At 72.5% G+C, this 21,738-nt stretch carries 23 protein-coding genes; 4 read left to right on the top strand and 19 right to left on the bottom strand.

The genetic code is table 11. From position 1 onward, the window contains the following. Both ABZ193_RS13700 and ABZ193_RS13695 read left to right on the top strand, forming a co-directional pair. On the top strand, positions 1–1,401 hold a 1,401-nt coding region (locus ABZ193_RS13700; RefSeq protein WP_354710082.1), incomplete at its 5' end, for a right-handed parallel beta-helix repeat-containing protein. An 11-nt stretch (positions 1,402–1,412) separates the two neighbouring features. After that, entirely contained in the window at positions 1,413–2,540 is a 1,128-nt protein-coding gene (locus ABZ193_RS13695) for a nucleotidyltransferase family protein (RefSeq protein WP_354710081.1), read from the top strand. Positions 2,541–2,543: 3 nt separating this feature from the next. On the opposite strand, the gene ABZ193_RS13690 is transcribed toward ABZ193_RS13695, so the two are convergent. The 5 genes from ABZ193_RS13690 to ABZ193_RS13670 form a co-directional block, all read right to left on the bottom strand. After that, on the bottom strand, positions 2,544–3,470 hold the full coding sequence (locus tag ABZ193_RS13690; RefSeq protein WP_354710080.1) for a hypothetical protein: 927 nt from the start codon (positions 3,468–3,470) through the stop codon (positions 2,544–2,546). Next, positions 3,467–4,318 (bottom strand): helix-turn-helix transcriptional regulator, encoded by an 852-nt coding sequence (locus ABZ193_RS13685; protein ID WP_354710079.1) that lies wholly within the window; start codon positions 4,316–4,318, stop codon positions 3,467–3,469. The genes ABZ193_RS13690 and ABZ193_RS13685 overlap by 4 nt, the downstream gene beginning before the upstream one ends. Positions 4,319–4,711: 393 nt before the next feature. After that, entirely contained in the window at positions 4,712–5,827 is a 1,116-nt protein-coding gene (locus ABZ193_RS13680) for an asparagine synthase-related protein (RefSeq protein ID WP_354710078.1), read from the bottom strand. 103 nt (positions 5,828–5,930) lie between these two features. Further along, entirely contained in the window at positions 5,931–6,071 is a 141-nt protein-coding gene (locus ABZ193_RS13675) for a hypothetical protein (protein WP_017986482.1), read from the bottom strand. 44 nt (positions 6,072–6,115) lie between these two features. Further along, complete coding sequence (locus ABZ193_RS13670) at positions 6,116–6,253, bottom strand: lasso RiPP family leader peptide-containing protein (RefSeq protein ID WP_020417455.1); 138 nt, start codon at positions 6,251–6,253, stop codon at positions 6,116–6,118. A gap of 168 nt (positions 6,254–6,421) precedes the next feature. Between ABZ193_RS13670 and ABZ193_RS13665 the strand changes: the two genes are divergently transcribed. Beyond that, on the top strand, positions 6,422–8,200 hold the full coding sequence (locus ABZ193_RS13665; protein WP_354710076.1) for an ATP-binding cassette domain-containing protein: 1,779 nt from the start codon (positions 6,422–6,424) through the stop codon (positions 8,198–8,200). Here the strand turns inward: ABZ193_RS13665 and ABZ193_RS13660 are convergent. The 4 genes from ABZ193_RS13660 to ABZ193_RS13645 are packed head-to-tail and all read right to left on the bottom strand — an operon-like array spanning position 8,183 to position 10,857. Continuing rightward, on the bottom strand, positions 8,183–9,100 hold the full coding sequence (locus ABZ193_RS13660) for a hypothetical protein (protein ID WP_039791374.1): 918 nt from the start codon (positions 9,098–9,100) through the stop codon (positions 8,183–8,185). The two genes, ABZ193_RS13665 and ABZ193_RS13660, sit on opposite strands and share 18 nt — an antisense overlap. Positions 9,101–9,105: 5 nt before the next feature. Further along, positions 9,106–9,516 (bottom strand): lasso peptide biosynthesis B2 protein, encoded by a 411-nt coding sequence (locus ABZ193_RS13655; protein ID WP_235716089.1) that lies wholly within the window; start codon positions 9,514–9,516, stop codon positions 9,106–9,108. Beyond that, entirely contained in the window at positions 9,513–10,571 is a 1,059-nt protein-coding gene (locus ABZ193_RS13650; RefSeq protein WP_354710074.1) for an asparagine synthase-related protein, read from the bottom strand. The genes ABZ193_RS13655 and ABZ193_RS13650 overlap by 4 nt, the downstream gene beginning before the upstream one ends. Positions 10,572–10,605: 34 nt before the next feature. Further along, entirely contained in the window at positions 10,606–10,857 is a 252-nt protein-coding gene (locus ABZ193_RS13645; protein WP_237336203.1) for a PqqD family protein, read from the bottom strand. Between the two features lie 98 nt (positions 10,858–10,955). Between ABZ193_RS13645 and ABZ193_RS13640 the strand changes: the two genes are divergently transcribed. Next, complete coding sequence (locus ABZ193_RS13640; RefSeq protein WP_354710072.1) at positions 10,956–11,624, top strand: phosphatase PAP2 family protein; 669 nt, start codon at positions 10,956–10,958, stop codon at positions 11,622–11,624. On the opposite strand, the gene ABZ193_RS13635 is transcribed toward ABZ193_RS13640, so the two are convergent. Genes ABZ193_RS13635 through ABZ193_RS13590 form a run of 10 tightly spaced genes read right to left on the bottom strand, consistent with a single transcriptional unit; the run spans position 11,596 to position 21,720 of the window. Next, positions 11,596–12,909, bottom strand: a complete 1,314-nt coding sequence (locus tag ABZ193_RS13635) for a glutamate-1-semialdehyde 2,1-aminomutase (protein ID WP_020417447.1) — start codon at positions 12,907–12,909, stop codon at positions 11,596–11,598. The two genes, ABZ193_RS13640 and ABZ193_RS13635, sit on opposite strands and share 29 nt — an antisense overlap. 5 nt (positions 12,910–12,914) lie before the next feature. Next, positions 12,915–13,463, bottom strand: coding sequence for a dTDP-4-dehydrorhamnose 3,5-epimerase family protein (locus ABZ193_RS13630; protein ID WP_020417446.1), 549 nt, complete (start codon positions 13,461–13,463; stop codon positions 12,915–12,917). After that, positions 13,460–14,638 carry a polysaccharide pyruvyl transferase family protein gene (locus tag ABZ193_RS13625; protein ID WP_354710069.1) on the bottom strand — a complete coding sequence of 393 codons (1,179 nt, stop codon included), beginning with the start codon at positions 14,636–14,638 and terminating at the stop codon, positions 13,460–13,462. The genes ABZ193_RS13630 and ABZ193_RS13625 overlap by 4 nt, the downstream gene beginning before the upstream one ends. Then, on the bottom strand, positions 14,635–15,492 hold the full coding sequence (locus ABZ193_RS13620) for a glycosyltransferase family 2 protein (protein WP_354710067.1): 858 nt from the start codon (positions 15,490–15,492) through the stop codon (positions 14,635–14,637). The genes ABZ193_RS13625 and ABZ193_RS13620 overlap by 4 nt, the downstream gene beginning before the upstream one ends. Next, positions 15,489–16,775 carry a hypothetical protein gene (locus ABZ193_RS13615; RefSeq protein ID WP_237336207.1) on the bottom strand — a complete coding sequence of 429 codons (1,287 nt, stop codon included), beginning with the start codon at positions 16,773–16,775 and terminating at the stop codon, positions 15,489–15,491. The genes ABZ193_RS13620 and ABZ193_RS13615 overlap by 4 nt, the downstream gene beginning before the upstream one ends. A gap of 4 nt (positions 16,776–16,779) precedes the next feature. Continuing rightward, positions 16,780–18,033 (bottom strand): DUF4910 domain-containing protein, encoded by a 1,254-nt coding sequence (locus ABZ193_RS13610; protein ID WP_354710065.1) that lies wholly within the window; start codon positions 18,031–18,033, stop codon positions 16,780–16,782. Beyond that, positions 18,033–19,055, bottom strand: coding sequence for an NAD(P)-dependent oxidoreductase (locus ABZ193_RS13605; RefSeq protein ID WP_237336209.1), 1,023 nt, complete (start codon positions 19,053–19,055; stop codon positions 18,033–18,035). The genes ABZ193_RS13610 and ABZ193_RS13605 overlap by 1 nt, the downstream gene beginning before the upstream one ends. Before the next feature lie 3 nt (positions 19,056–19,058). Continuing rightward, on the bottom strand, positions 19,059–19,700 hold the full coding sequence (locus tag ABZ193_RS13600) for a PIG-L deacetylase family protein (protein ID WP_020417440.1): 642 nt from the start codon (positions 19,698–19,700) through the stop codon (positions 19,059–19,061). Further along, positions 19,697–20,485 carry a sugar phosphate nucleotidyltransferase gene (locus ABZ193_RS13595; RefSeq protein WP_354710063.1) on the bottom strand — a complete coding sequence of 263 codons (789 nt, stop codon included), beginning with the start codon at positions 20,483–20,485 and terminating at the stop codon, positions 19,697–19,699. Before ABZ193_RS13595 ends, ABZ193_RS13600 begins: the two co-directional genes overlap by 4 nt. After that, the gene (locus ABZ193_RS13590) at positions 20,482–21,720 is read right to left on the bottom strand and encodes a class I SAM-dependent methyltransferase (RefSeq protein WP_354710062.1); all 1,239 of its coding nucleotides are present in this window, start codon (positions 21,718–21,720) and stop codon (positions 20,482–20,484) included. Before ABZ193_RS13590 ends, ABZ193_RS13595 begins: the two co-directional genes overlap by 4 nt. Positions 21,721–21,738 lie beyond the last annotated feature (18 nt).

Genomic DNA, 21,738 nt, shown 5'->3' with positions numbered 1-21,738 from the left:
GCCGCTCCCCCCGCGCCCCCCGCCGCGGTCTGCGGCAGCCCGGCGCTGGCCGGGCCGGCTTCGCCACCGCCCGGCGCGGTGGTCGTCCCGGCAGGCAGCAACGCGGGCTTCGACTTCAGCACGCCGGGCGCGACGTACTGGTTCGCGCCCGGGGTCCACACGCTCGCGCCCGGCGAGTACTCGCAGATCAGCCCCGGCGCGGGCGCGACGCTGCTCGGCGGGCCCGGCGCGGTGCTGGACGGCAACCGCGACAACCGGTACGCCATCACCGGCCGCGCCACCGGCGTCACGATCCGGCACCTGACGATCCGCAACTTCGTCGCGCCCCGCGACGAGGGCGTGGTGAACCACGACTCCGGCGACGGCTGGACCGTCGAGCACAACACCCTGACCCGCAACCGCGGCGCGGCGCTGATGGCGGGCGCGCGCAACCGCATCGCCGGGAACTGCCTGGCGGACAACGGCCAGTACGGCCTGAACGCCTACCAGTCCGGCAACCGCATCACCGATCTCGTCGTCGAGGGCAACGAGTTCACCGGCAACAACACCGAGGACTGGGAGGCGCAGCTGCCCGGCTGCGGCTGCACCGGCGCGATGAAGTTCTGGGCGGTCAACGGCGCCGACGTGCGCGACAACTGGATCCACGGCAACCACGGCACCGCCGTGTGGGCCGACACGAACAACAACGACTTCCTCATCGAGGGCAACCTCATCGAGGACAACGACGGCACCGGCATCTTCTACGAGATCTCCTACAACGCGGTGATCCGCGGCAACACGTTGCGGGACAACGCGTGGCGAACCGGCCGCGAGTTCGCCGGCGAGCGCGACCCGTTCCCGACCGGCGCGATCTACCTGTCCGAGACCGACGGCGACGCCCGGATCCCGGCCCGCACCGCGAAGATCGAGGTCACCGGGAACCTGCTGGAGAACAACTGGGGCGGCGTCGTGGCCTGGGCCAACGCGGACCGGTTCTGCAACTCGTCCGCGTCGACCACCGCCGACTGCACGTTGATCGTCGGCCCGGAGAACACCTCGGCCTGCTCGCCGCCCGCGATCGCCCGCGAGCCGCTGTACACCGACTGCCGCTGGTGGACCTCGGACCTGGAGATCCACGGCAACACCTTCCGGTTCGACCCGGCCGCGGTCGACGGCGGATGCCCGGTCGAGTTCTGCGGGCGGATGGCGCTGCTGTCCAACTACGGCAGCTCACCGGAGTGGTCGCCGTACCAGGGCGACGTGATCCAGCGGCACATCGTGTTCGCGGCGGGCAACCGCTGGCACGACAACACCTACACCGGGCCGTGGCGGTTCACGGTCCCGGACATGAGCACGACGGTGCCGGTCCCGCAGTGGACCGGGGCGCCGTACCACCAGGACGCGGGCAGCACGTTCGGATGAGCGGAGGGCGGATGGGACGCAGGTTGTGCGCGGAGAGCGAGTACCCGGCGGCGCTGCTCGCCGTGGCGGGGTACCGCCTGCCGGGGAGTGACCGGGCGTTCCCGGCGGAACCGGTGGCCACCGAGGAGTGGCCGAGGCTGCTCGCGGCGGCGCGGAAGCACCGGATGACCGGGCTGCTGACCGCGGCGATCACCGCGGGCGCGTTCCCGGCCACCGGCGAGCAGGCACGCGAGGTGAAGTCCGCGCACGCCACCAACCAGATGCGCGTGCTGGTGCTGGAGCACGAGCTGCTGCGGATCCTGGACCTGCTCGACGGGGCGGGCATCGAGGCGCGGGTGCTCAAGGGCACGGCGGTGGCGCACCTGGACTACCCCGATCCGGCGCTGCGGTCCTTCAACGACCTGGACGTGATGGTGCGCGCGGCGGACATCGACCGGACCGTCGCTGTGCTGGGGACGGCCGGGTTCCGGCGCACGCTCGCCGAGCCGCGGCCGGGGTTCGACCGGCGATTCGACAAGGGCATGACGTTGCGCCCGCCCGCCGGGTACGAGCTGGACCTGCACCGCACCTTCGTCCTCGGGCCGTGGGGGCGGCGGGTCGACCTGGACGCGGTGTGGGACACCGGGCAGGAGTTCGCCATCGGCGGCCGAGCGGTGCGGGCGCTGTCGCCGCCGAACCGGTTCCTGCACGCCTGCTACCACGCGGCCCTCGGCGACTGGCCGCTGCGGCTCGGGTCGCTGCGGGACGTGGCGGAGATGCTGCGGGTGGTGGATCCGGGGCCGGTGCTGGCGCTGGCCGGGTCGTGGGGCGCGGAGGCCGTGGTCGCCGCCGCGGTGGCCGACACGGTGCGCCTGCTGGGAATCAAGGTTCCCGGCCCGCTGGCGCGCTGGGCGGTGGCCTACGTGCCGTCGCCGCGGGACGAGTCGTGGCTGGGGTTGCACACGACGCCGGACAAGACGTTCGCGGCGCAGGCCGTGGCCACCCTGCGGGTCCTGCCTTGGCGCGACAAGCCGGCCTACCTGCGCGCGCTGGTCTTCCCGGACGCGGACTACACGGCGGACCGGCACCGGAACCCGTTGAGCCGCTTCACCTACGCGCTGCGCGAGGTGCGGAAGGGCTCGCCGACCGGGACGCGCTGAGGGTCAGCGCCGCAGCCGGGCGACCAGCAGGTTCGAGTCGTCGCCCACCAGGTTGGCGCCGTTGGTCACGTAGACCCGGCTCCCCCGCACGACGACCGCCGTGGTGCCCTGCATGCCGTCCCCGGCGTCGAGGAGGGTCTCCGCGGCGCCGTCCGGAGCCACCCGCACGAGCTTGCTGTCCTGGTTGATCGCCGCGAGGATCTCGTCGCCGCGGCCGGTGAAGTCGAAGTCGTCGATGCCCGCGAGCCCGGTGGCCCGGACCTCGGCGGGGCCGCCGGTCAGCGGGATGCGGACGATCGTGCCCCGGTCGGAGTTGCTCGCCCACACGGCGCCGTCGTGGACCTTCAGGCCGTTCGCGCCGAAGAAGCCGTGGGGCGCCAGAGCCGGGTCGGCCGACCACACGGAGGCCGCGCCACCACGCAGCGGGGCCTGCCAGATGCGCCCGCCCGCGGAATCGGTCACCAGGAAGCGGTCGCCGTCGATGACCAGGGCGTTCGGCATGGTGTCGGCGGGCAGCGGCACGACGAGCCGTGGCGTCCCGGCGCGAATCTGCCAGATCCCGGTCAGCCCGCCCTGTCCGGCGGAGTAGAGGAAGTACACGTCGCCGCGGTCCGAGCGGGCCACCCCGGTGACCACGGGGGTCCCGACGACCGGCGTGGTGCCGCCGCCGTTCGGCGGGAGCGGCATCGTGACGAGCACCCGGACGGTCCCGTCCGGCGCGACCCGCACCACCTGGCGGGCGGGGATCATGCCGACGACCGCACCGCCGCCGGGTTCCGGGGCGATGCTCTCGGCGGCCTGCCCCGCGGCCCGGTCGAAGTGGGCGAGGACGCGAACGTCGGCCAGGCGGGTGCCGGCGTCCGCGGTGGCCGGGACACCCGCGGCGAGCAGGGCGGCGGCGAAGAGGGCGGTGATCCGGTGGGGCGTCATGCTTCTCCTCCGGTGGTGAAGGTCTCCTGGCCGAGCACGGCCAGCAGCTCCAGCTGGGAGACCGCGGCGCTGCCCGGCGCGGGTGAGTAGACGATCAAGCGCTGGTCCTGGCGGGCCGTGGCCAGCACGTCGAAGTCCAGCTCGACGAGCCCGATCACCGGGTGCCGGATGCGCTTGCGGTCGCTGCGGCGGACGGCGACGTCGTGCCGCGCCCAGAGCCCGGCGAACTCGGCGCTCTCCGCCCGGAGCGCCTCGATCAGTTCGCGTGCCGCCGGATCGTCCGGGCGGGCGGCCAGGGTGGCGCGCAGGTCCTCGACCTGCGCGTGGCTTTCGTGGTCGTGGTCCTCGACGGGGTGGCGCTCGCGCATCGCCGGGTCGGTGAACCACCGGTAGGTGCAGCTGCGGGCCAGGCCCCGGAAGCGGGTCTGCTCGCCGAGCAGCGCGTCCGCCATGGCGTTCTGGGCGAGCACGACGTTCAGGTCGGTGGCGATCAGCGCGGGGAGGCCGGTGAGCCCGTCCAGGAGCCGGAGGAGGCCGCGGCTGACGTGCTCGTCACCGCCGGTGCGCGGCGGGGCCTGGTGGCCGGCGAGCCGGAAGAGGTGGTCGCGTTCGTCGACGGTCAGCCGCAGGGCGCGCGTCAGCGCGGTGAGCACGGAGACTGATGGTCGCGGGCCGCGGCCCTGCTCCAGGCGGGCGTAGTAGTCCGGCGACATGCCGGCGAGCTGGGCGACCTCGAAGCGGCGGAGCCCCGGCGTCCGGCGCCGCCCGCCGGCGGGCACCCCGACGTCCCCAGGCTGGAGCACCGCCCGGCGACGCCGGAGGAAGTCCGCGAGTTCGTTCCGTTCCACGTCCCCAGCATGATCCGCGTGGGGTGGGGACAACCAGGACTTGCGGATACCACCCAACGGGCGGTGGCCAGCCGCGCCCGCTGCGGCGGCGACACGATCCGCGGCCTAGTGCCGACAACCAGGAACCGCCGGACTCCTACCGAGCGGTGGCCAGGCAGGCCCGCTGCAGCACCGTCCCGCCAAGCCGCGCCGCGCCGCCCCCGCGCAGCAACCCACCGCCGAACCACCTACCGGACCGCCGCCAGCCAACCCTGCCGCCCCACCGTCCCGCCAAGCCGCGCCGCCCCGCACAACAACCCACCGGCACCACCTACCGGACCGCCGCCAGCCAACCCTGCCGCCCCACCGTCCCACCAAACCGCGCCGCCCCGCACAACAACCCACCGGCACCACCTACCGAGCCGCCGCGAGCCAGGCCTGCTGCAGCACCGTCATCGACGCCGCGTGCGGCTTCGCCGACAGCCATCCGTCCCGCAGCGCCTGCGCGTCCACCAAGTCGTGGTCCACCCCGCGGCCGGTCCACTCCCGGGCGAACGCCCTCGTCCGTTCCGTGAACACCGCGCCGGTGAAGGTCGCCTTCGTCGTGCGTTCCAGGACCTCCCGGGGCAGCAGGTCGCCGAACACGTCGCGCATCGTGGCCGTCCTCCCGCTCCACCCCCAGAACCCGGCGGCCCGCGCGATCGCCGCCACGAAGTCCGGCTCCGCGAACGTCTGCACGTACCGGCAGTCCAGTTCGGACCCCAGCGCGCGCACGCTCTGGTAGCCCAGCCGCGCGCACCGCCGCGTCGTGAACTGCCAAGCGTGGCGGCCGGCGTGCAGCTCGTACGCCGCCGCGTCCGCCGCGTCCCGTTCGGCGAGCAACTCGGCCGCGGCAGGCCGCAGCCACGGCCGCTGGTGCCGGTTGCGCAGCGCCGCCCGCCGCCGCACCCGCGCCGGGGCCAGCGCGCGCACCGCGTCCGGGAACACGCTCGCCCGCACCCGGCCCCGCGCCTTGAGCACCTTCGTCAACGGCGTGATCCGCTTCAGCCCGAACACCTCGTCGCCGCCCTCGCCGGTCAGCAGCACCCCGCCGCGGGCCGCGTCCATCATCCGCCAGGTCGGCGCGAAGTTCGGCGGCCACACCAGCCCGTGCCGCCGCAGCACCGCGGTCGCGATGGGCCCGACCGGGTCGTGCTCGTCGTCCACGGTCAGCACGATCCGTTCGGTGACCCCGAGGTGCGTGAGCACGGCGTCCTGCCACGCGGTCTCGTCCGACTCCGGCGCGGCCGGATAACGCAACGTGATCGGCACCGGCAGCGGCAGCCCTTCGCGCCGCGCCAGCGCCACCGCCGCGGCCAGCAGCGCGGAGGAGTCCCGGCCGCCGGAGAAGGCGACCAGGCACGGCGTGCGGCTCAGGTGGCCGAGCAGGATCCGGTCCAGCACCCGCCGCGGCTCGCCGGGATCGCCCAGCGGCAGCGGGAGGAGGTCGTACCCGTTGATCCAGCCACCCGCGATCTCCAGTCGGTCCATTGTATACAGCGCCACCGGGTGCTCACTTCCGGACAGTCGGCGGACGGGGACAGGTGGTCACGGGACCGGCGGGCGACCGCCGGCCCCGTGACCGGGCAACGCATCACGAGTAGGCGTCGTTGTCGCCGAGAATCGGGATCGCCCACGTGAGGTTGTCCGGCGAAGAACCAAACAGGTTCGCCTGTGTCAAGTCCGTCACCGAACCCAACAGGGTGATTTCCGGAGTGGTGTAGGGCTCGCGCATGTGTTCACCTCCCCCCGCCACTGGCAGGAACGGGAAAACCGGGGTCACGAAAACGTCAGATCTCCGAAGAGGGTGCCCGCGGCGAAATCGGCGTCGAGCCGGCTTCCCGACGACTGACCGAGCGTGAGCTCGGACAACGAGCCGATGTCCTCGATGCCGGGGGCGGCGTACTCTTTCTTCATGTCACTCCTTTCCGTTAATCGTCGACGTGACAGAGCCCAAGGACCTCGACCGGGATTCGCCTGAATGCGGCAGACCGTTACAACCACTCGCCGAATGTGCTGGTGACGTTGTCCAACCGGTACCCGGACAATTCCTGGAATACGTTTTCCCGGCGGTACGATTCGACGGTGGGGATCACACGCATCGCGCGGGCTTCGGCGGCCACGCCACGGCTGATCGCGGCCGCCGCGCGCGAGGTCGCGGCGGCCGACCGGTTCGGCACCGTGACGGCGGCGGTCTACCAGATCATCGGCGCCGTCGGTGCGCTCGGCGTGGTCGCGGCGAGCAAACTGACCTTCGACGCGTTGCTGCAACCGGAGCGCGCGCGCTTCGGCCTCACCGTTTCGTTGCTGACGCTGGCGTTGATGACGGCGCTGACCGGTTCGGTCGGCGCCCTGCAGACCCAGCAGCACCGGCTGCTCGGCGAGCGCGTGTCGCAGCGGGTGTGGGACCGGGTGCTGGACACCACGGCGCGCGCGGACCTGGTGACCTACGAGTCCGCCGGCTTTGCCACGTCGCTGGAGCGCGTCCAGCAGAACGCGCTCACCCGCCCGTTCGCGGTGACCACCGCGCTGCTCGGCCTGACCGGCAGTCTGCTGGGCGTGGTCACGATGTCGGCGGTGCTGATCGGCGTCGAACCGCTGCTGGTGCCGATCCTGCTCGCCGCCGGGCTGCCCGCGGTGCTGCTCGCGCGGTGGGCCAGCCGCACCGAGTTCGCGTTCGCCCACCGGCTGACCCCGCTGTTCCGCCGCCGCAACTACCTGCGGCAGCTGCTCACCCAGCGCCCGTACGCGGCGGAGCTGCGTGCGTTCCACTCGACGAAGCCGCTGCGGGAGCGCCACCGCGAGCTGAACGCCGGTATCAACGTTCAGCTGCGGCAACAGGTCCGGCGGCGGCAGCTGATCGCCGGTCTCACCACGATCGGCGTCGCGCTGTCGCTGACGGCCGCGTTGCTGGCGATCATCGGCCTGGTGCGCAGCGGCCGGATCGACCTGCCCGCCGCGGGCGCCGCCGCGATCGCGGTGCGGTTGCTGAGCAGCCAGCTCGGCACGCTGTTCACCTCGATCGGCGGGCTGCTCGAATCGGCGCCGTTCCTGGCCGACCTGGAGCGGTTCGTCGCGTCCGCCCCGCCGTCGACCGCCGCCGGGCAGAAGCGGCCCCTGCGGCAGGGAGTCGTGTTGCGGGACATCAGCTTCCGCTACCCCGAGCAGGAGCGGCCCGCGGTCGACGCGGTGGACATCGAGATCGGCGCGGGCGAGGTGGTCGCGCTGGTCGGCGAGAACGGGTCCGGCAAGACGACGCTGGCCAAGATCGTCGCCGGGCTGTACGACCCGGACCTCGGCACCCGCCGCTGGGACGGCGCGGACGCCCAGCCCGCCGACATCCGCGCCTCGGTCACGGTGATCTTCCAGGACTTCGTGCGGTACCAGATGACGCTGCGCGACAACATCACGATCAGCGACGGCGACCGGCCGGGCGACGAGGAGTCGGTGCACGACGCGGCCCGGCGCGCGGGTGTCCTCGGGGTGACGCGCGAGCTGCCGCACGGCCTGGACACGATGCTCGGCCGGGACCTGGACGAGGGTTTCGACCTGTCCGGCGGGCAGTGGCAGCGGGTGGCGCTGGCGCGGGCGCTCTACCGGGACACGTCGCTGGTGGTGCTGGACGAACCCGCCGCGGCGCTCGACCCGCGCGCGGAGCACGAGCTGTTCACCGACGTCCGCGCGATGCTGGGCGGACGCGCCGCGCTGCTGATCTCGCACCGCTTTTCCAGCACCCGCATGGCCGACCGGATCTACGTGCTGGACGCGGGCCGCGTGGTGGAGTGCGGCACGCACGACGAGCTGATGGCACGCGCCGGCCAGTACGCCGAGCTGTACCGGCTCCAGTCAGCTGCTTACCGCTGACAGCAGGTCCGTGAGCACCTCGTCGCGGAACGGCGGTCCCCACGGCACGGTCGCCTCGAACACCGGGACCTGCGCGACCAGGTCGGCCAGCCCCTGGAACGCGAAGTCCATCACGGCCGGATCGCGCCAGCCGAGCACGCGCGGGAACTGGCTCATCCGCAGGAACGCCCGCGTCCCGGTGAGCCGCTCGACGGAAACGTCCACAGCGGACCGGCTCGGCCGCGGGATCACGCACGCCGCCAGCGGCAACGCGTCCGCGGTCACCGGCGACCGCAGGGCCAGCCGCCCGTCCGCGGTCGGCCGCACGTCCGCCGCGGCCGCTCCGTCCGCGAGGCCCCGCGCCGCCATGCGCAGCCGGTTCTCCGTGCTCCCCGGGTGCACGAGCCCGCCGGGGTCCACCCGCAGCACGTCGTCGGCCACCAGATCGCACCCGTGCCCGCACAGGGCCGCGGCCAGCGTGGACTTCCCCATCCCGGACGCGCCCACGAACGCCAGGGCCCGCCCGTCCACGCGCACCGCGCTCGCGTGCAGCACGAGGTGCGAGTTCAGCGTCAGGTGCACGGCCAGCAGCGCGCCCGTCGCGAGCACGGTCAGCAACCCGTGGTCGGCCGCCGGGTCCAGGTGGTAGGTCACCTCACGCAGCAACGGATCGCCGGCGAACTCGCACAGTCCCGGATACCGCAGCACCGTCCGGTCGCCGTCCGTGGCGAGCGTGTAGAACACCCGCCCGTCCGGTTTCGCCAGCTCGGCCAGACACCGCCCGGGCAGCTCCGCGCGTGGCACCTCCCGGTCGGCGCCCCGCCGCAGCACCAGGTCCGGCTCGCCGCCGTCCCCGGCGGGCAGCGCCAGCTCGACGTCGCTCCACACGGTCAGCCCGTGCGCCCGGTACGTGAAGTCCATCGTGGTCACCCCGCCGATCCGAGTACCGCGTACCGACCCGCCGTGGGGTCGAGCGCCTTGCCGTCGATCTCCAGCCAGGAGTGCGCGGAGAACCGGCCGTCCGCCTCGCGCCGCACGCCGATCCGCAGCACCGGCTCCAGTGCCCGCAACCGGTGGCCGATCAGCAGGCACTGCCGCAGGCAGGTGTCCCCGGCGGGCCACCGCGACACCACGAAGTACGAGGCCCGGATCGGCGCGCGCGACCACCGCGGCAGCACGGGCGACTCGTCTGCGGGCGGCGCGGCGCTGGTCAGGTCGCACCGCACACCGAGGCGACGGCAGGTCTCCCGCAGGTCGGCGCGCCGCAGGCTGAGCTCGATCCGCACCATCGGCGGGAGCGCCCGCAGCACCTCCCACGCCAGCCGCCGCCTCCTCATGTCGCCAGCCAGGCCTGTTGCAGCAGCATCGCCGTGGACGCGGGCGGCTCGTCGGCGAGCCACGCGGCCCGCAGCGCGTCCGGGTCGACCAGCGAGCCGTCGACGCCGCTGCCGTCCCAGTTCCGCGCGAACTCCCGCGACCGCGGCCCGAACCGGGACGCGTTGAACCGCGCCTTGTCCCGCCGCTGGAGAACCGCCTCCGGCAGCAGCCCGTCCGCGACCAGCCGGGTGCCCGCAGCGCGGGTCATCGGCCGCCCGGCCGCGTAGGACGCCACGAACGACGGGTCGGCGAACGGCTCGACCAGCTCGCAGTCGTACTCCGCCGCGGCGTCGGCCCGCGTCCGGAAACCCACCGCGTAGGCCCGGGTCGCCAGGGCGGTCCGCACGCTGGTCTCCCACCGCAACGGGCGGTCCGCGGCCTCGCGCCAGACCACGCGCCGCAGGTCCGGCCGCAGCCACGGCATCGGGACGGAGCGGCGGGCCACCTCGCGGCGGGCGAACCCGGGCGCCGCGCACACCGCGAACCGCGCCCAGTCCGCCCCGGTCATCCCGCGGCCGCGACGGCGCGCCACCGCGCGCAGGGTCCCGAGCCGGTGCCCGCCGAGCACCTCGTCCCCGGCGTTGCCGGTCACCAGGCTGCCGCCGGGCGCGTGCGACGCGAGCAGCACCGTGTTGCCCAGCGCGGCCGGGTAGACCGGGCCGCGGGCACGCAGCACCGGCTGCACGAGCGGCCCGATCAGGTCCAGCTCGTCGCCGATGTCGCGGCGCACCCAGCTTTCGACGCCGACGTGCCGGATCACCGACTCCTGCCAGGCCGACTCGTCCGCGGCCGGGTCGCCAGGGTAGCGGAAGGTGAGCGCGATCGGCGGCGCGAGCCCTTCGCGCGCGGCGAGGTCCGCGGCGACCGCCAGCAGCACCGAGGAGTCCCGCCCACCGGAGAAGGCGATGACGCACGGCTCACGCAGCAACGCGGGGCGCAACGCCTTCCGCAGCGCGAGCACCGGGTCCATCGGCGAGCCGAGCGGGAACGGCGCGGATCCGAGCGGGCGTCCCACCGCGACGTCCATTGTGGACAGTCGCGGCGGCGCCTCAGTGGAGGAGCTCGGCATCGCGGAGCCGGCCGAGGAACGCCTCGATGTCGCGGCGCGCGGTGTCCGCGTCGATGTCGTACTCGCTGGTGATCGCGCCGACCAGGTCGTCGAGCGAGCGGTCCTCGGCGAGCAGTTCGAACAGTCGCGTGCCGACACCGGTGATGGTGAAGTACTTCGAGGTCGACAGGCTGAGCACGATCGTCTCGTCACCGATGGTGCGAGCCGAGATGTCGGATGCCCGTACGCGCATGGCGGCCCTCCCGGAACTGGCGGCTTCACCTGCCAGTCGCCGATGATCATTCCCCCGTTACGGCGAAACGAACCCCGCCGCGGGACCGACTCCCAACGGTGACCACCGCCGTGCTGCCGACGCGAACCGCCCTGCCCGACGCCGTGCGGCGCCCGCTGCTGGTGCTCGCGATCCCGGCCGCGGTGGCCGTCGCGGTGCTGGCCGTCCGCGTCGCGGGCGCCGGCTCGGCGAGCGCTCTCGACCGCTGGATCCTGGAGGCCTCGGGCGGCGCGATCCCGTACCCGTCGGCGGAGCGGGTGACCGCCAAGGGCCTGGACTTCGCGGGCGAACCGGTGGGCGCGGGCCTGCTGGTGGCCGCGCTGGTCACGCTGTGCCTGGTGCTCGGGCACCGGCGCACCGCGCTGCTCGCCGTGCTCGGGCCCGGTCTGTCGGTGGCCGTGACGACGCTGCTGAAACCCGTGGTGGGGCGGACGATCAACGGCCCGCACCTGTCGTTCCCCAGCGGGCACACCGCGGTGGTGACGGCGATGGTCCTGGTGTTCGCGTTCGTCCTGGCCGACCGGCTGCGGCTGCGCCCGCCCGCGGCCACGGCGGTGGTGCTCTACGCCGCGGTCACCGCGGGCGCCGCCGAGGCCTGGGCGCAGTTCGGCATGGTCGTGCACTACCCGACGGACACGCTCGGCGGCTTCTGCGTCGCGCTCGTCGTCGTGCCCGTGACGGCGTGGCTCCTCGACCGCGTCAGGCGTAGGGCCGGAACACCGGCTTGACCGACCGCCCGCCGATCCACGGCGTCGGGTCCTCGACGTCCAGCGCCTTCCGGTAGACGGCGCAGGCCTGCGCCACCACGTCCACCGTCCGGTCGATGTCGGCCTCGGTCAGCGCGCTGCTCACCACGAACGACGGCCCGAGCACGCCACCGGCGACCAGCTGGCGCAGGAACAGCGTCCGGTACGGCTGGGACGGCCGCAGCTGCTCGTCGAGCGTGCCGAACACCAGGTTGCTCGCCCGGCCGCGCACCACGACGTGCTCGCCGACGCCCATCGCCGCCGCCACGTCCCGGACGCCGGACGCGAGCCGCTCGCCGAGTGCGTGCAGCCGGGCCGAGATGCCCTCCTCGACGTAGGTGTCCATCACGGCCATCGCGGCGGCCAGCGAGTGCGTCTCCGCGCCGTGCGTGGTGGACAGCAGGAACACCCGCTCGCGTGAGTGCCGCAGCCCGCCCAGCTCCATCAGCTCCCGCTTGCCGGCCAGCGCGGACACCGCGAACCCGTTGCCCAGCGCCTTGCCGAACGTGGACAGGTCCGGCGTCACCCCGTAGTAGCCCTGCGCGCCCGCCTCCGACCAGCGGAAACCGGTGATCATCTCGTCGAAGACCAGCACCACGCCGTACCGGTCGGCCAGCGCGCGCATCCCCTCCAGGTACCCCGGCTGCGGCTCGACCCCGGTCGCGGCCTCCATGATCAGGCAGGCGACGTCGTGGTTGCGCAGGATCTCCTCGGTCGCGGCCAGGTCGCCGTACGGGAAGCGCACGGTCAGCCCGGTGATCTGCGGCGGGATCCCGGCCGGCATGCCGGTGGTGCCGATGAACCAGTCGTCGGTGGAGAAGAACGGGTGGTCGGCGCAGATCGCGACCACCGGGCGCCCGGTCGCCGCGCGCGCCAGCCGCACCGCCGCGGTGGTGACGTCCGAGCCGTTCTTGGCGAACTTGACCATCTCCGCGGTCGGCACGGTCGCCAGGAACTTCTCCGCCGCGGACAGCTCGACGACGGACGGCCGCACGAAGTTGCTGCCGCGGTCCAGCTCGCGCCGCACGGCCTCGACCACCCGCGGGTGGGCGTGCCCGAGGCTCACCGAGCGCAGGCCGGAGCCGTACTCGATGTAGGAGTTGCCGTCGATGTCCCACACGTGCGCGCCGCGGCCGTGCGAGATCACCGGCGCCAGCCCTTCGGGGTACTGGTCCTCCCCCTTGGCGTAGGTGTGCGCGCCGCCGGGGACGAGCTGGTGCAGGCGCTCGTTGACCTCGGTGGAGCGGGGCAGGATCTGCGCGTCCATGACTGTCACCTCAGGGTTCTCAGGACTTCGGCGAGCGAGGGCGCGCTTCGGTCGCGGTCGGAGGTCAGGGTCACCGGCAGCGGCCACGGGATGGCCAGGTCGGGGTCGTCGAAGGCGATGGTGACGTCCTCGGACGGGTCGTGCGGCCGGTCGATGCGGTAGGAGACGTCGGCGGGTTCGGTGAGCGCCTGGAAGCCGTGCGCGCAGCCGGCCGGCACGTACACGGTGACCTGGGTGTCGCCGGAGAGCCGGAAGTACTCGGTGTTGCGGAAGGTCGGCGAGTCCGGCCGCAGGTCGACCACGACGTCGAACACCTCGCCGTAGGAGCAGCGGACCAGTTTGGACTCGCCGGCGCCGGAGCGCAGGTGCATGCCGCGGATCACGCCCTTGACCGACCGGGACAGGCTGTCCTGCGCGAAGCCGTCCGGGTCGATGCCGACGGACGCGACGACCTCGCGGTCGAACGTGCGCGAGAAGAACCCGCGCGCGTCCACGTGCGGTGTCGGTTCGAACAACCAGGCCCCGGCGATGCCGGCTACCGGAACGGCCTTCACGTCCGGCTCCCTTCGACGACGGATTCGGACATGATGGCGAACTGGCGCTCCAGCCGCTCGCTCATCACACGATTGCGTTCCTTGAGGATCGCGGTCAGCTCCTCGCGCCGGTCCTCCAGTTCGCGGAACTGCGCCACGAGCCGGTCGAAGTCGGGCTCCCGCGCGGACTGGCAGAACTCGCCCAGGCCCATCGCCGACATGAGCACGTCGTTCTTGCGCGCGTAGCCCAGCGAGAGCGTCGGCTTCGCGGTCTTCAGCGCGCACAACACGTTGTGGTAGCGGGTGGCGACGACGACGTCGACCTCGGCCATCTGACGCATGAGGTCCTGCAGCGAGGTCAGCGGCTCGGCGGCGATGTCCGCGCCCGGCGCGGCGGCGATGACCTCCGCGAGCACCTCGTCGTCGGCGACGTCGCCGGTGAACAACCGGATCGGACGGCCCTCGTCGGCCAGCAGCCGCACGAACCGCTTCACGGTGTCCAGGTAGGCGCGGTTGATCTCGTCCGCGCGGGCCCGGTCGTCGTTGCCGCCGCGGAAGGCCATCACCCCGACACCGACGACGCCGGTCGAGGGCCGCGGCTCCGGATCGGCCAGCCCGAACGCGAGGTCGGGGAAGACGGCGTCCGAACTCACGTCGACGCCCATGCGCGCCATGGCCTGGCGGGAGTGCTCGTCCCGGTAAGAGCGGTAGTGCGCCAGCCGCGCGGCGCGCGTGATGACCCACCGGGTGGCGCGTTTGCGCACCACGTCGGCGCCGACGCTGACGAGCGCGACCCGGGTCCCGGTGAGCCGCGCGGTGACGCCGAGCCAGAACAGCGAGTACGGCAGCGCCCACGGCCGCAGCGGCAGCGTGGCCTCCAGCACGCCCATTCCGGGCACGATCACCACGTCGTAGTTCCGCACCCAGGCCCAGGTCCGGAACGGGTCCAGCAGCTTGCCGAGCACCTTCAGCCCCGCGGCCGGCAGCCCGGTCGCGTCACCCGCGTGCGGCTCGTACCACTGCAGGTGCGTCGCCGGCGCGCCGTACCGCGCGGTGAGCTGCTCGGGGCCCATCGCCAGGAAGCCCAGCTCGGCGTCCGGATATCGCTCTCGCACGTAACTCAATACGGCGTCGAGCGATCCGTCGTTGCCCAGGTTGCCCGAACCGAGGATGCCGAAGAACCCGATGCGCGTCACGAAAGCAGACCTGCCTTCCGCAGCGGCTTGCCGCCGAGCCACTCGCCGAGGACGCCGTAGCAGCGCATCCGCTCGCTCGACGACAACGGCGCGCGGCGGATCGCGGTGACGTACCCGGCCAGGTACTCGGCGAACAGCCGCGCCTTCGACTGCCCCGTCCGGCGCGGGTCCAGGTTCGCGCACACCTTCTGCACCGAGCCCAGGTTGTCGCCGCGGCCGGGGTGCTCGCGGCGGAAGAACATGACCTCCGGGACCTGCACGAACGTGCCGTGCAGGGCGAGCTCGCCGACCAGCTTCCGTCCGGCGTTGTGGTAGCTGTCGTGCGGCGCGATCCGCCGCATCACCGAGGTGCGGATCACGCCGTAGAAGTCGTCGCCGCCCTCGGTGAACATCAGGCTGCGGAACCGGACCGCCGCGTCCGGCGAATCGGTGTCCAGGCCGTAGTCGTAGTTCTCGATGACCTCGCCCCGCTCGTCCACGATCGCCATGTACGAGTGCGCGAGCACCGCTTCCGGGTGCCGGTCGAGCGCCTGGACGCACTTCGCCAGCAGCTCCGGCGCGAACAGGTCGTCGTGCGCCGCCCACTTGACGAACTCACCCCGCGCGGCCTGCACCACGAAGTTGTGGTTGGGCGCGGCGCCGATGTTGCGCGGCTGCCGCAGGTAGCGGATCCGCTCGTCCTTCGCGGCGTACTTCTCGCAGATCTCCTGGGTGCCGTCGGTGGAGGCGTTGTCGGAGATGATCAGCTCGAAGTCGGTGAAGGTCTGGGCGAGCAGGTTGTCGATGGCTTCGGCGACGTAGTTCTCCCCGTTGTAGACGGGCAGGCCGACGCTCAGCCTCGGTGCGGTCGTCATGGGGTCCTCGCTTCCTCGGGAACGTGCTCGCGGACGGCGACGTGCAACTGGCTCCACCACACGAACGCGCCGGCGAAGGTGGCGCACGCGACGCCCCAGCCGGACCCGACGGCGCCGCCGATCGCCGCGCCGGACAGGCCGCCGATCACGTAGAGCGCGGACGCGACGAGCTGGCACCGCATGCTGCGCTTGGCCGCGCCGAGCGCCCGCAGGCCGGTCGCGGCGCCGCCGATGAAGCTCGCGTTGAAGACGGACAGGGTGGCCGGAATGATCAGCGCCTCGGCGGTGTGCCAGACGTCGCCGAGCACGAGCTCGCCGAGCCGGTCGTTCAGCACGAGCAGCAGCGCGCCGCCCCACAGCAGCGCGCCGAGCGCCTGGCTCCCGCCGAGGAGCAGGGCGAACGTCGGCAGCCGCCGCACGTTGCGGCGCACCACCCTGGCGGCCTCGGGCACCGCGACGAACGCCAGTCCCATCAGGACCGCGACGAACGGCCCGAGCAGCAGCTCCCCGCCGCGCACGGTGCCGACCGCCGCCACCCCGGCGATCGCGCCGAGGCCGTACATGCGGATCTGCGAGCCACCGCTGTTGCTGACGTTCTCCACCAGGTAGCGCGGGCCGAGGTCACGCTGGTCGTGCAGCCACGACCGGACCCCGTCGAGGCTCGGCCGCAAACCCGTCTGCAGGTAACCGTAGCCTGCGGCGACCGCGGCCGCGCCGCCCCAGGCCAGCAGGAACGCGACGACGCTGCCGTGCAGGTCGGCCAGCACCATCGCGGGGATCATCGCGACGCCCCACAGCGCGTCGTTGACGAACGCCTTCCGCCCCTCGCCGGAGGCGAAGAACGCGAACCGCCAGCTGTCCTGCAGCAGCAGCGCGGGCAGGATGACGCCGAGCGCGACGAACGCGGGCCCGAGGCTCCCACCCACCACGATCCCGAACACCACGCTCAGCAGGCCGGCCAGCGCGCCCACGGCCAGCGCGGTCGCCGACGACCGGGCCACCGCTGCCCGCCACACGCCGGTGTCCACGCCGCTGAAGCGCACCATCAGCGGATCGGTCGCCAGGCCACGCGAGATGTTGATCAGCACGCCATAGGTGACCCAGGCGAGGCTGAAGATGCCGAACGCGGTGACGCCCAGCTCGCGCGCGACGTAGATGCCGACGGCGAAGTTCGTCAGGCTCGACACGGCCTGGTCGCCGAGGCCCCAGGACAGCCGCCCGGCCATCGCGCGCAGCCCGGAGGGCTTCGCGGCGGGTTTGCGGTGGCGGCCGGTGGTGGTCATGCGATCACCCCGCCACCAGGCCGGCGTCCCGCAGGGCGTCGGCGGCCGCGGCGACCGCGGCGAAGTCCAGGCCGGACCGGCGGGTGATGTCGAGCAGGTCGTGGTCGCCGTCGGAGAGGTTCAGCACCCACAGCATCGCCATCTGGGCCTGCTTGGCGTCGCTGCGGCCGCCGAGCGAGTCGTAGAGCCCGCGCTTGCCCAGCTGCGGCTCGCCGTACGGGCTCAGGTTCGTGTAGCGGCGGTTGCGGTCCAGCACGGCGAACGCCTCGCGCAGCACGGCGAGCGTGTCCTCCATCGCCACCGGTGACACGAAGTCCGGGTTGTCCGCCGAGGTGTGGTACTCGGGATAGCCGGCGTATGGGGTGCGAGTGAGGGAGCCGACGCCGAGGTCGAACCCCGGCGAGCAGAACTGCCGCTCGTCGTAGCCGTACGGCGAGAAGTCCAAGATCCGGTGTGGACGGTCGCGCAGCACGTGCGCCAGCACCCGGTCGATCTCCGCGTCCCCGCGCCGCGACCGCTTGTACGTCAGGTCGCCCCGGTCGCCCGCGCAGGCGAGCACGACCCCGTGCTTGACCCGGGCGACGTCGTTGCGCGCCAGCCAGGTGATCGCGCCGATCGTGCCCGGCATGAACAGGAACCGGTAGGTGTACCAGGGGTTCACCAGCGCCTTGGCTAGCGCGATCGCGACCGCCACGCCGGCCAGGTTGTCGTTGGCCAGCGACGGGTGGCAGATGTGGCAGGACACGATCACCTCGTCGGCGACCTGCCCCGGCACCACGTGCTCGCCGTAGCTGAGGTGCCCGTCGGCCAGCGTGGAGTCGATCCGGACCTCGTAGTCGCCCTCCGGCAGCGCGTCCAGCGTCTCCTGCGCGAGGCAGAAACCCCACGCCGGCGAGTAGTAGCTGGTGCGGTACGGGACCCAGGACGGGCGGTCCGGCAGGGTGTGCAGGTGCGGCCGCAGCTCCGCCAGGCTCATCGTCGCCGACACCGGCACGCTGTAGCCGACCACGTGCAGGTTCGACTCGGCGAAGTCGACCACGCGCTTGCCGTCGGCGTCGGCGATCCAGGCGTCCCGGATGTTCCACTCCTGCGGCACGGTCCAGTCGAAGACCTGCGTGCCTGTGGGCACCTCGTGCCGCTCCAGCGGGACGTGCTCCCCGATGACGTCCAGCGTGGCCCGGACGCCGTCGCCCGTGATGCTGCGGCAGAGCGGGTACAACCGCTCCACCAGCGCGTGCATCCAGGCCCCGTCACGCATCACACGAACCGCAGGGTGTCGTCGACCGCACCGGCCTCGCGGTGCTGCTTGAGCCGGGCGAGCCGGGTGAAGCTCTGCTCGAACGAGCGGTGGGTGAGCCCGTGCCGCTGGTAGGCCTCGACCAGCTCGACCGCGCCGTCCTTGACCGACCACTCGCAGGCGAAGCCGGGGATCGCGGCGCGGAACCGGGAGAAGTCGACCCGGTAGGAGCGCGGGTCGGCGCCGGCCTCGCCGGTGATCCGCAGCCGCGAGCCGGGCACGGCCTCGACGACCTGCTCGGCGATCTCCGCGACGGTCACGTTGTTCCGCTCGGTGCCGATGTTGAACGCCTTGTCGTGCACGGCTTCCCGGGGCGCGACGAGCGCGGCGGCGAAGGCCCGCGCGATGTCCTTCGCGTGCACCAGCGGCCGCCACGGCGTGCCGTCGGAGAGCACCAGCACCTCGCCGGACAGGCACGCGTGCCCGACCAGGTTGTTCAGCACGATGTCCGCGCGCAGCCGCGGAGAGAAGCCGAACGCGGTGGCGTTGCGCAGGTACACCGGGGAGAAGTCGTCGTCGGCCAGCTCGTGCAGGTCGTCCTCGACCAGCACCTTCGACTCCGCGTACGGCGTCACCGGCCGCAGCGGCGCGTCCTCGTTGACCAGATCCGCGCCGCCGGAGGCGCCGTACACCGAGCACGTCGACGCGTACAGGAAGCGGGACACCCCGGCGTCCTTGGCCAGCCGCGCCAGCCGGACGGCCGCCTTGTGGTTGATCTCGTAGGTCAGCTCGGGCGCGAGCGCGCCCAGCGGGTCGTTGGACAGCGCCGCCAGGTGGATCACGGCGTCCACACCGGACACCTGTTCCGGCGTCACGTCCCGCAGGTCCACCCGGTGCCCAGGCGGGTCCTGCGGCGCCGGGCCGAGCACGCACTCGTCGAACAGACCGGAGTCGAGCCCGGTCACCTCGTGGCCGGCGGCGGCGAGCACCGGCGCCATCACCGTGCCCAGATACCCCTTGTGCCCGGTCAGCAGCACACGCATGACTCAACCCTCCAGCCGGAGACACAGCTTCCTGACGTGGAAGGCCTCCGCGTACCGCGCCTGGCACTCGATCCCCCGAATGCGGGCCAGCCCGAGGAACGCCTCCCGGTCGTACCAAGGACGATGTCGCTGCGAGGCGTAGTGCTGTTGCAGCAATTCGACTTTTTTCTCGGCGAGTTCGTCCCGCAGCGGGACGTAGGCCGACGGCGTGGTCAGGTCGCCGTCCCACTTGACGATCTCGTAGCCGAGGGTGAGGTGACCGCGGAACGCGGTGGTCACGAGCTCGGCCAGGCCGCGGTGGTCCTGGTGCGCGTCGCCGGTGCGGGGCGCGAGGATCAGGTCCGGATCGGTGCGCGCCCGCAGCTCCTCGAGCGCGTTCTTGGCCTCGTCCCAGTGCGCGGGCAGCCGGCCGTCCGGCAGCTTCAGCACGGTGACGCCGAGATCCGCGCCGGGGCAGAACGCCGCGAGCGCGGCCCGTTCCTCGTCCTCGCGCTCGGTGCCGCCACCGGAGAGCACCAGGGCGTCCACCCGCAGTCCGGGGCGGCTCAGCGTGAGCAGCGTGCCGCCCGCGCCGATCGCGATGTCGTCGCAGTGGGCGCCGAGCACCACGATCCGCTCGAGCCGCTCCGGAACCAGTCCGATCACGCCGGCACTCGGTCCTTCTCCCACAGCGCCCACGGGCGCACCCCGCGCGTGTAGGCCTCGTCGAGCGCGTAGCGCTCCTTGACGGTGTCCGTCGGCTTCCAGAAGCCGCGGTAGGGGTAGGCCAGCAGGCGGCCGCGCTTGGCCAGTTCGGCGCACCCGTCGGCGACCAGGTCGCCGTTCTCCGGGATGTGGTCGAACACCTCCTGGCGCAGCACGAAGTACCCGCCGTTCTCCCACAGCGGCATCTCGCTCACCGCGGTGATCGAACCGACCAGGCCGCCCTCGTCCATCTCCACGCAGTGGAACGACGACTGCGGCGGCACGACCATCATCGACGCGCCCGCGTCGGACTTCGCGAACCGCTCGATCATCGACGGCAGCGGCGCGTCGGTGAGCACGTCGGCGTAGTTGGCGAGGAACATCTCGTCACCGTCGAGGTGCTTCCGCACGCGGCGCAGCCGTTCCCCGATCGGCGACTCGATCCCGGTCTGCACGAACGAGATCGTCCAGTCGGCGATGTCCGTGGACAGCAGTTCCGCCTTGCCGCCGCGCAGCACGAAGTCGTTGGACGTGGTCTCCTCGTAGTTGAGGAAGAAGTCCTTGATGTGGTGGGCGCCGTAGCCGAGGCACAGGATGAACTCGGTGTGCCCGAAGTGCGCGTAGTAGCGCATGACGTGCCAGATCAGGGGCCGGGGACCGACCATGGCCATGGGCTTGGGCACGTCGGAGGCGGTGCCGTTGCGCATCCGCATCCCGTACCCGCCGCAGAACAGGACGACCTTCACGTTGGGTTCACCTCGACGATTTCCAGGCGGGGGATGGGGAAGACGAGCTTGCCGCCCCACTCCCCGACGTAGGACAGCTGCTGGGTCAGTTCGTCCCGCAGGTTCCACGGCAGGACCAGTACGTAGTCGGGCCGGTCCGCGGCGATGCGCTCCGGCGGCAGGATCGGGATGCGCGTGCCGGGCGTGAACCGGCCGTGCTTGTACGGGTTGCGGTCGACCGTGTAGGCGAGCAGGTCCGGCCGGATGCCGCAGTGGTTGAGCAGCGTGTTGCCCTTGCCCGGCGCGCCGTAGCCGACCACGGTCCGGCCGTCGTCGGCCGCGTCGACGAGGAAGCGCAGCAGGTCGCGGCGCACCTTGGCGACCCGGGCCGCGAACTCGGTGTAGCCGGAGAGCTCGTGCAGCCCGGCGGCTTTTTCCCTGGCCAGGACGTCGACCATGCGCCGGCTCGGCTCACCGGCGGTCTCCGCGGGCCGGGCCCACAGCCGGATCGACCCGCCGTGCGTCGGCAGCAGCTCCACGTCCACAAGGGACAGTCCGCCGGACGCGAGCGCCCGCTGCGCCGAAGCCACCGTGTAGTACTGGAAGTGCTCGTGGTAGATCGTGTCGTACTGGGTCTTCTCGATGAGCGTCAGCAGGTGCTGCACCTCGATGGACACCCAGCCGTCGTCGGCGACCAGCGCTCGCACGCCCTTCGTGAAGCCGATGACGTCCGGGATGTGCGCGTAGACGTTGTTCGCCACCACGAGATCCGCCGGCCCGTGCTCGGCCCGCACCGCCGCGCCGGTCACCGGCCCGAGGAACGCGGTCAGGGTCGGCACGCCCGCGTCCCTGGCGGCTTGGCCGACGTTCACCGAAGGCTCCACGCCGAGGCACCGGATACCCTGTGCCACAACGTGTTTGAGCAGATACCCGTCGTTGCTGGCGACCTCGACGACGAACGAGTCGCCGTCCAGGCCCAGCCGGTCCACCGCGCCCGCGACGAACCTGCCCGCGTGGTCCACCCAGGATTCCGAATACGACGAGAAATACGCGTATTCGGTGAATGTCTCCTCCGGCGTGATCAACGGCGGGATCTGCGCGAGCCAGCAATCCGTGCACACCCGCAGGTGCAACGGAAAGGTATTTTCCGACTCGTCGAGTTGGGCTTCGGTCAGGAACAGCTCACACGGCGGAGTCGCACCGAGATCGACGACACTCGCCAGCCGGGTCGAGCCACAGAGTCGGCAGGTGGTCATGCCCCCTGATTCGGGAGA

This window comes from Amycolatopsis sp. NPDC006125 (assembly GCF_040614195.1).
Lineage (GTDB): Bacteria > Actinomycetota > Actinomycetes > Mycobacteriales > Pseudonocardiaceae > Amycolatopsis_E > Amycolatopsis_E tucumanensis.
Note: the sequence above shows the minus strand (reverse complement) of the source record. Positions and strands in the feature narration are given on the sequence as shown.

Excerpts from the sequence above, each read along its gene's own strand:
- ABZ193_RS13660 (WP_039791374.1), bottom strand. The coding sequence starts at position 9,100 with ATGGACTTCACGTACCGGGCGCACGGGCTGACCGTGTGGAGCGACGTC.
- ABZ193_RS13590 (WP_354710062.1), bottom strand. The coding sequence starts at position 21,720 with ATGACCACCTGCCGACTCTGTGGCTCGACCCGGCTGGCGAGTGTCGTC.
- ABZ193_RS13620 (WP_354710067.1), bottom strand. The coding sequence starts at position 15,492 with ATGACGACCGCACCGAGGCTGAGCGTCGGCCTGCCCGTCTACAACGGG.
- ABZ193_RS13610 (WP_354710065.1), bottom strand. The coding sequence starts at position 18,033 with ATGCGTGACGGGGCCTGGATGCACGCGCTGGTGGAGCGGTTGTACCCG.
- ABZ193_RS13695 (WP_354710081.1), top strand. The coding sequence starts at position 1,413 with ATGGGACGCAGGTTGTGCGCGGAGAGCGAGTACCCGGCGGCGCTGCTC.
- ABZ193_RS13680 (WP_354710078.1), bottom strand. The coding sequence starts at position 5,827 with ATGGACCGACTGGAGATCGCGGGTGGCTGGATCAACGGGTACGACCTC.
- ABZ193_RS13655 (WP_235716089.1), bottom strand. The coding sequence starts at position 9,516 with ATGAGGAGGCGGCGGCTGGCGTGGGAGGTGCTGCGGGCGCTCCCGCCG.
- ABZ193_RS13670 (WP_020417455.1), bottom strand. The coding sequence starts at position 6,253 with ATGAAGAAAGAGTACGCCGCCCCCGGCATCGAGGACATCGGCTCGTTG.
- ABZ193_RS13690 (WP_354710080.1), bottom strand. The coding sequence starts at position 3,470 with ATGACGCCCCACCGGATCACCGCCCTCTTCGCCGCCGCCCTGCTCGCC.
- ABZ193_RS13645 (WP_237336203.1), bottom strand. The coding sequence starts at position 10,857 with ATGCGCGTACGGGCATCCGACATCTCGGCTCGCACCATCGGTGACGAG.
- ABZ193_RS13635 (WP_020417447.1), bottom strand. The coding sequence starts at position 12,909 with ATGGACGCGCAGATCCTGCCCCGCTCCACCGAGGTCAACGAGCGCCTG.
- ABZ193_RS13615 (WP_237336207.1), bottom strand. The coding sequence starts at position 16,775 with ATGACCACCACCGGCCGCCACCGCAAACCCGCCGCGAAGCCCTCCGGG.
- ABZ193_RS13605 (WP_237336209.1), bottom strand. The coding sequence starts at position 19,055 with ATGCGTGTGCTGCTGACCGGGCACAAGGGGTATCTGGGCACGGTGATG.
- ABZ193_RS13675 (WP_017986482.1), bottom strand. The coding sequence starts at position 6,071 with ATGCGCGAGCCCTACACCACTCCGGAAATCACCCTGTTGGGTTCGGTG.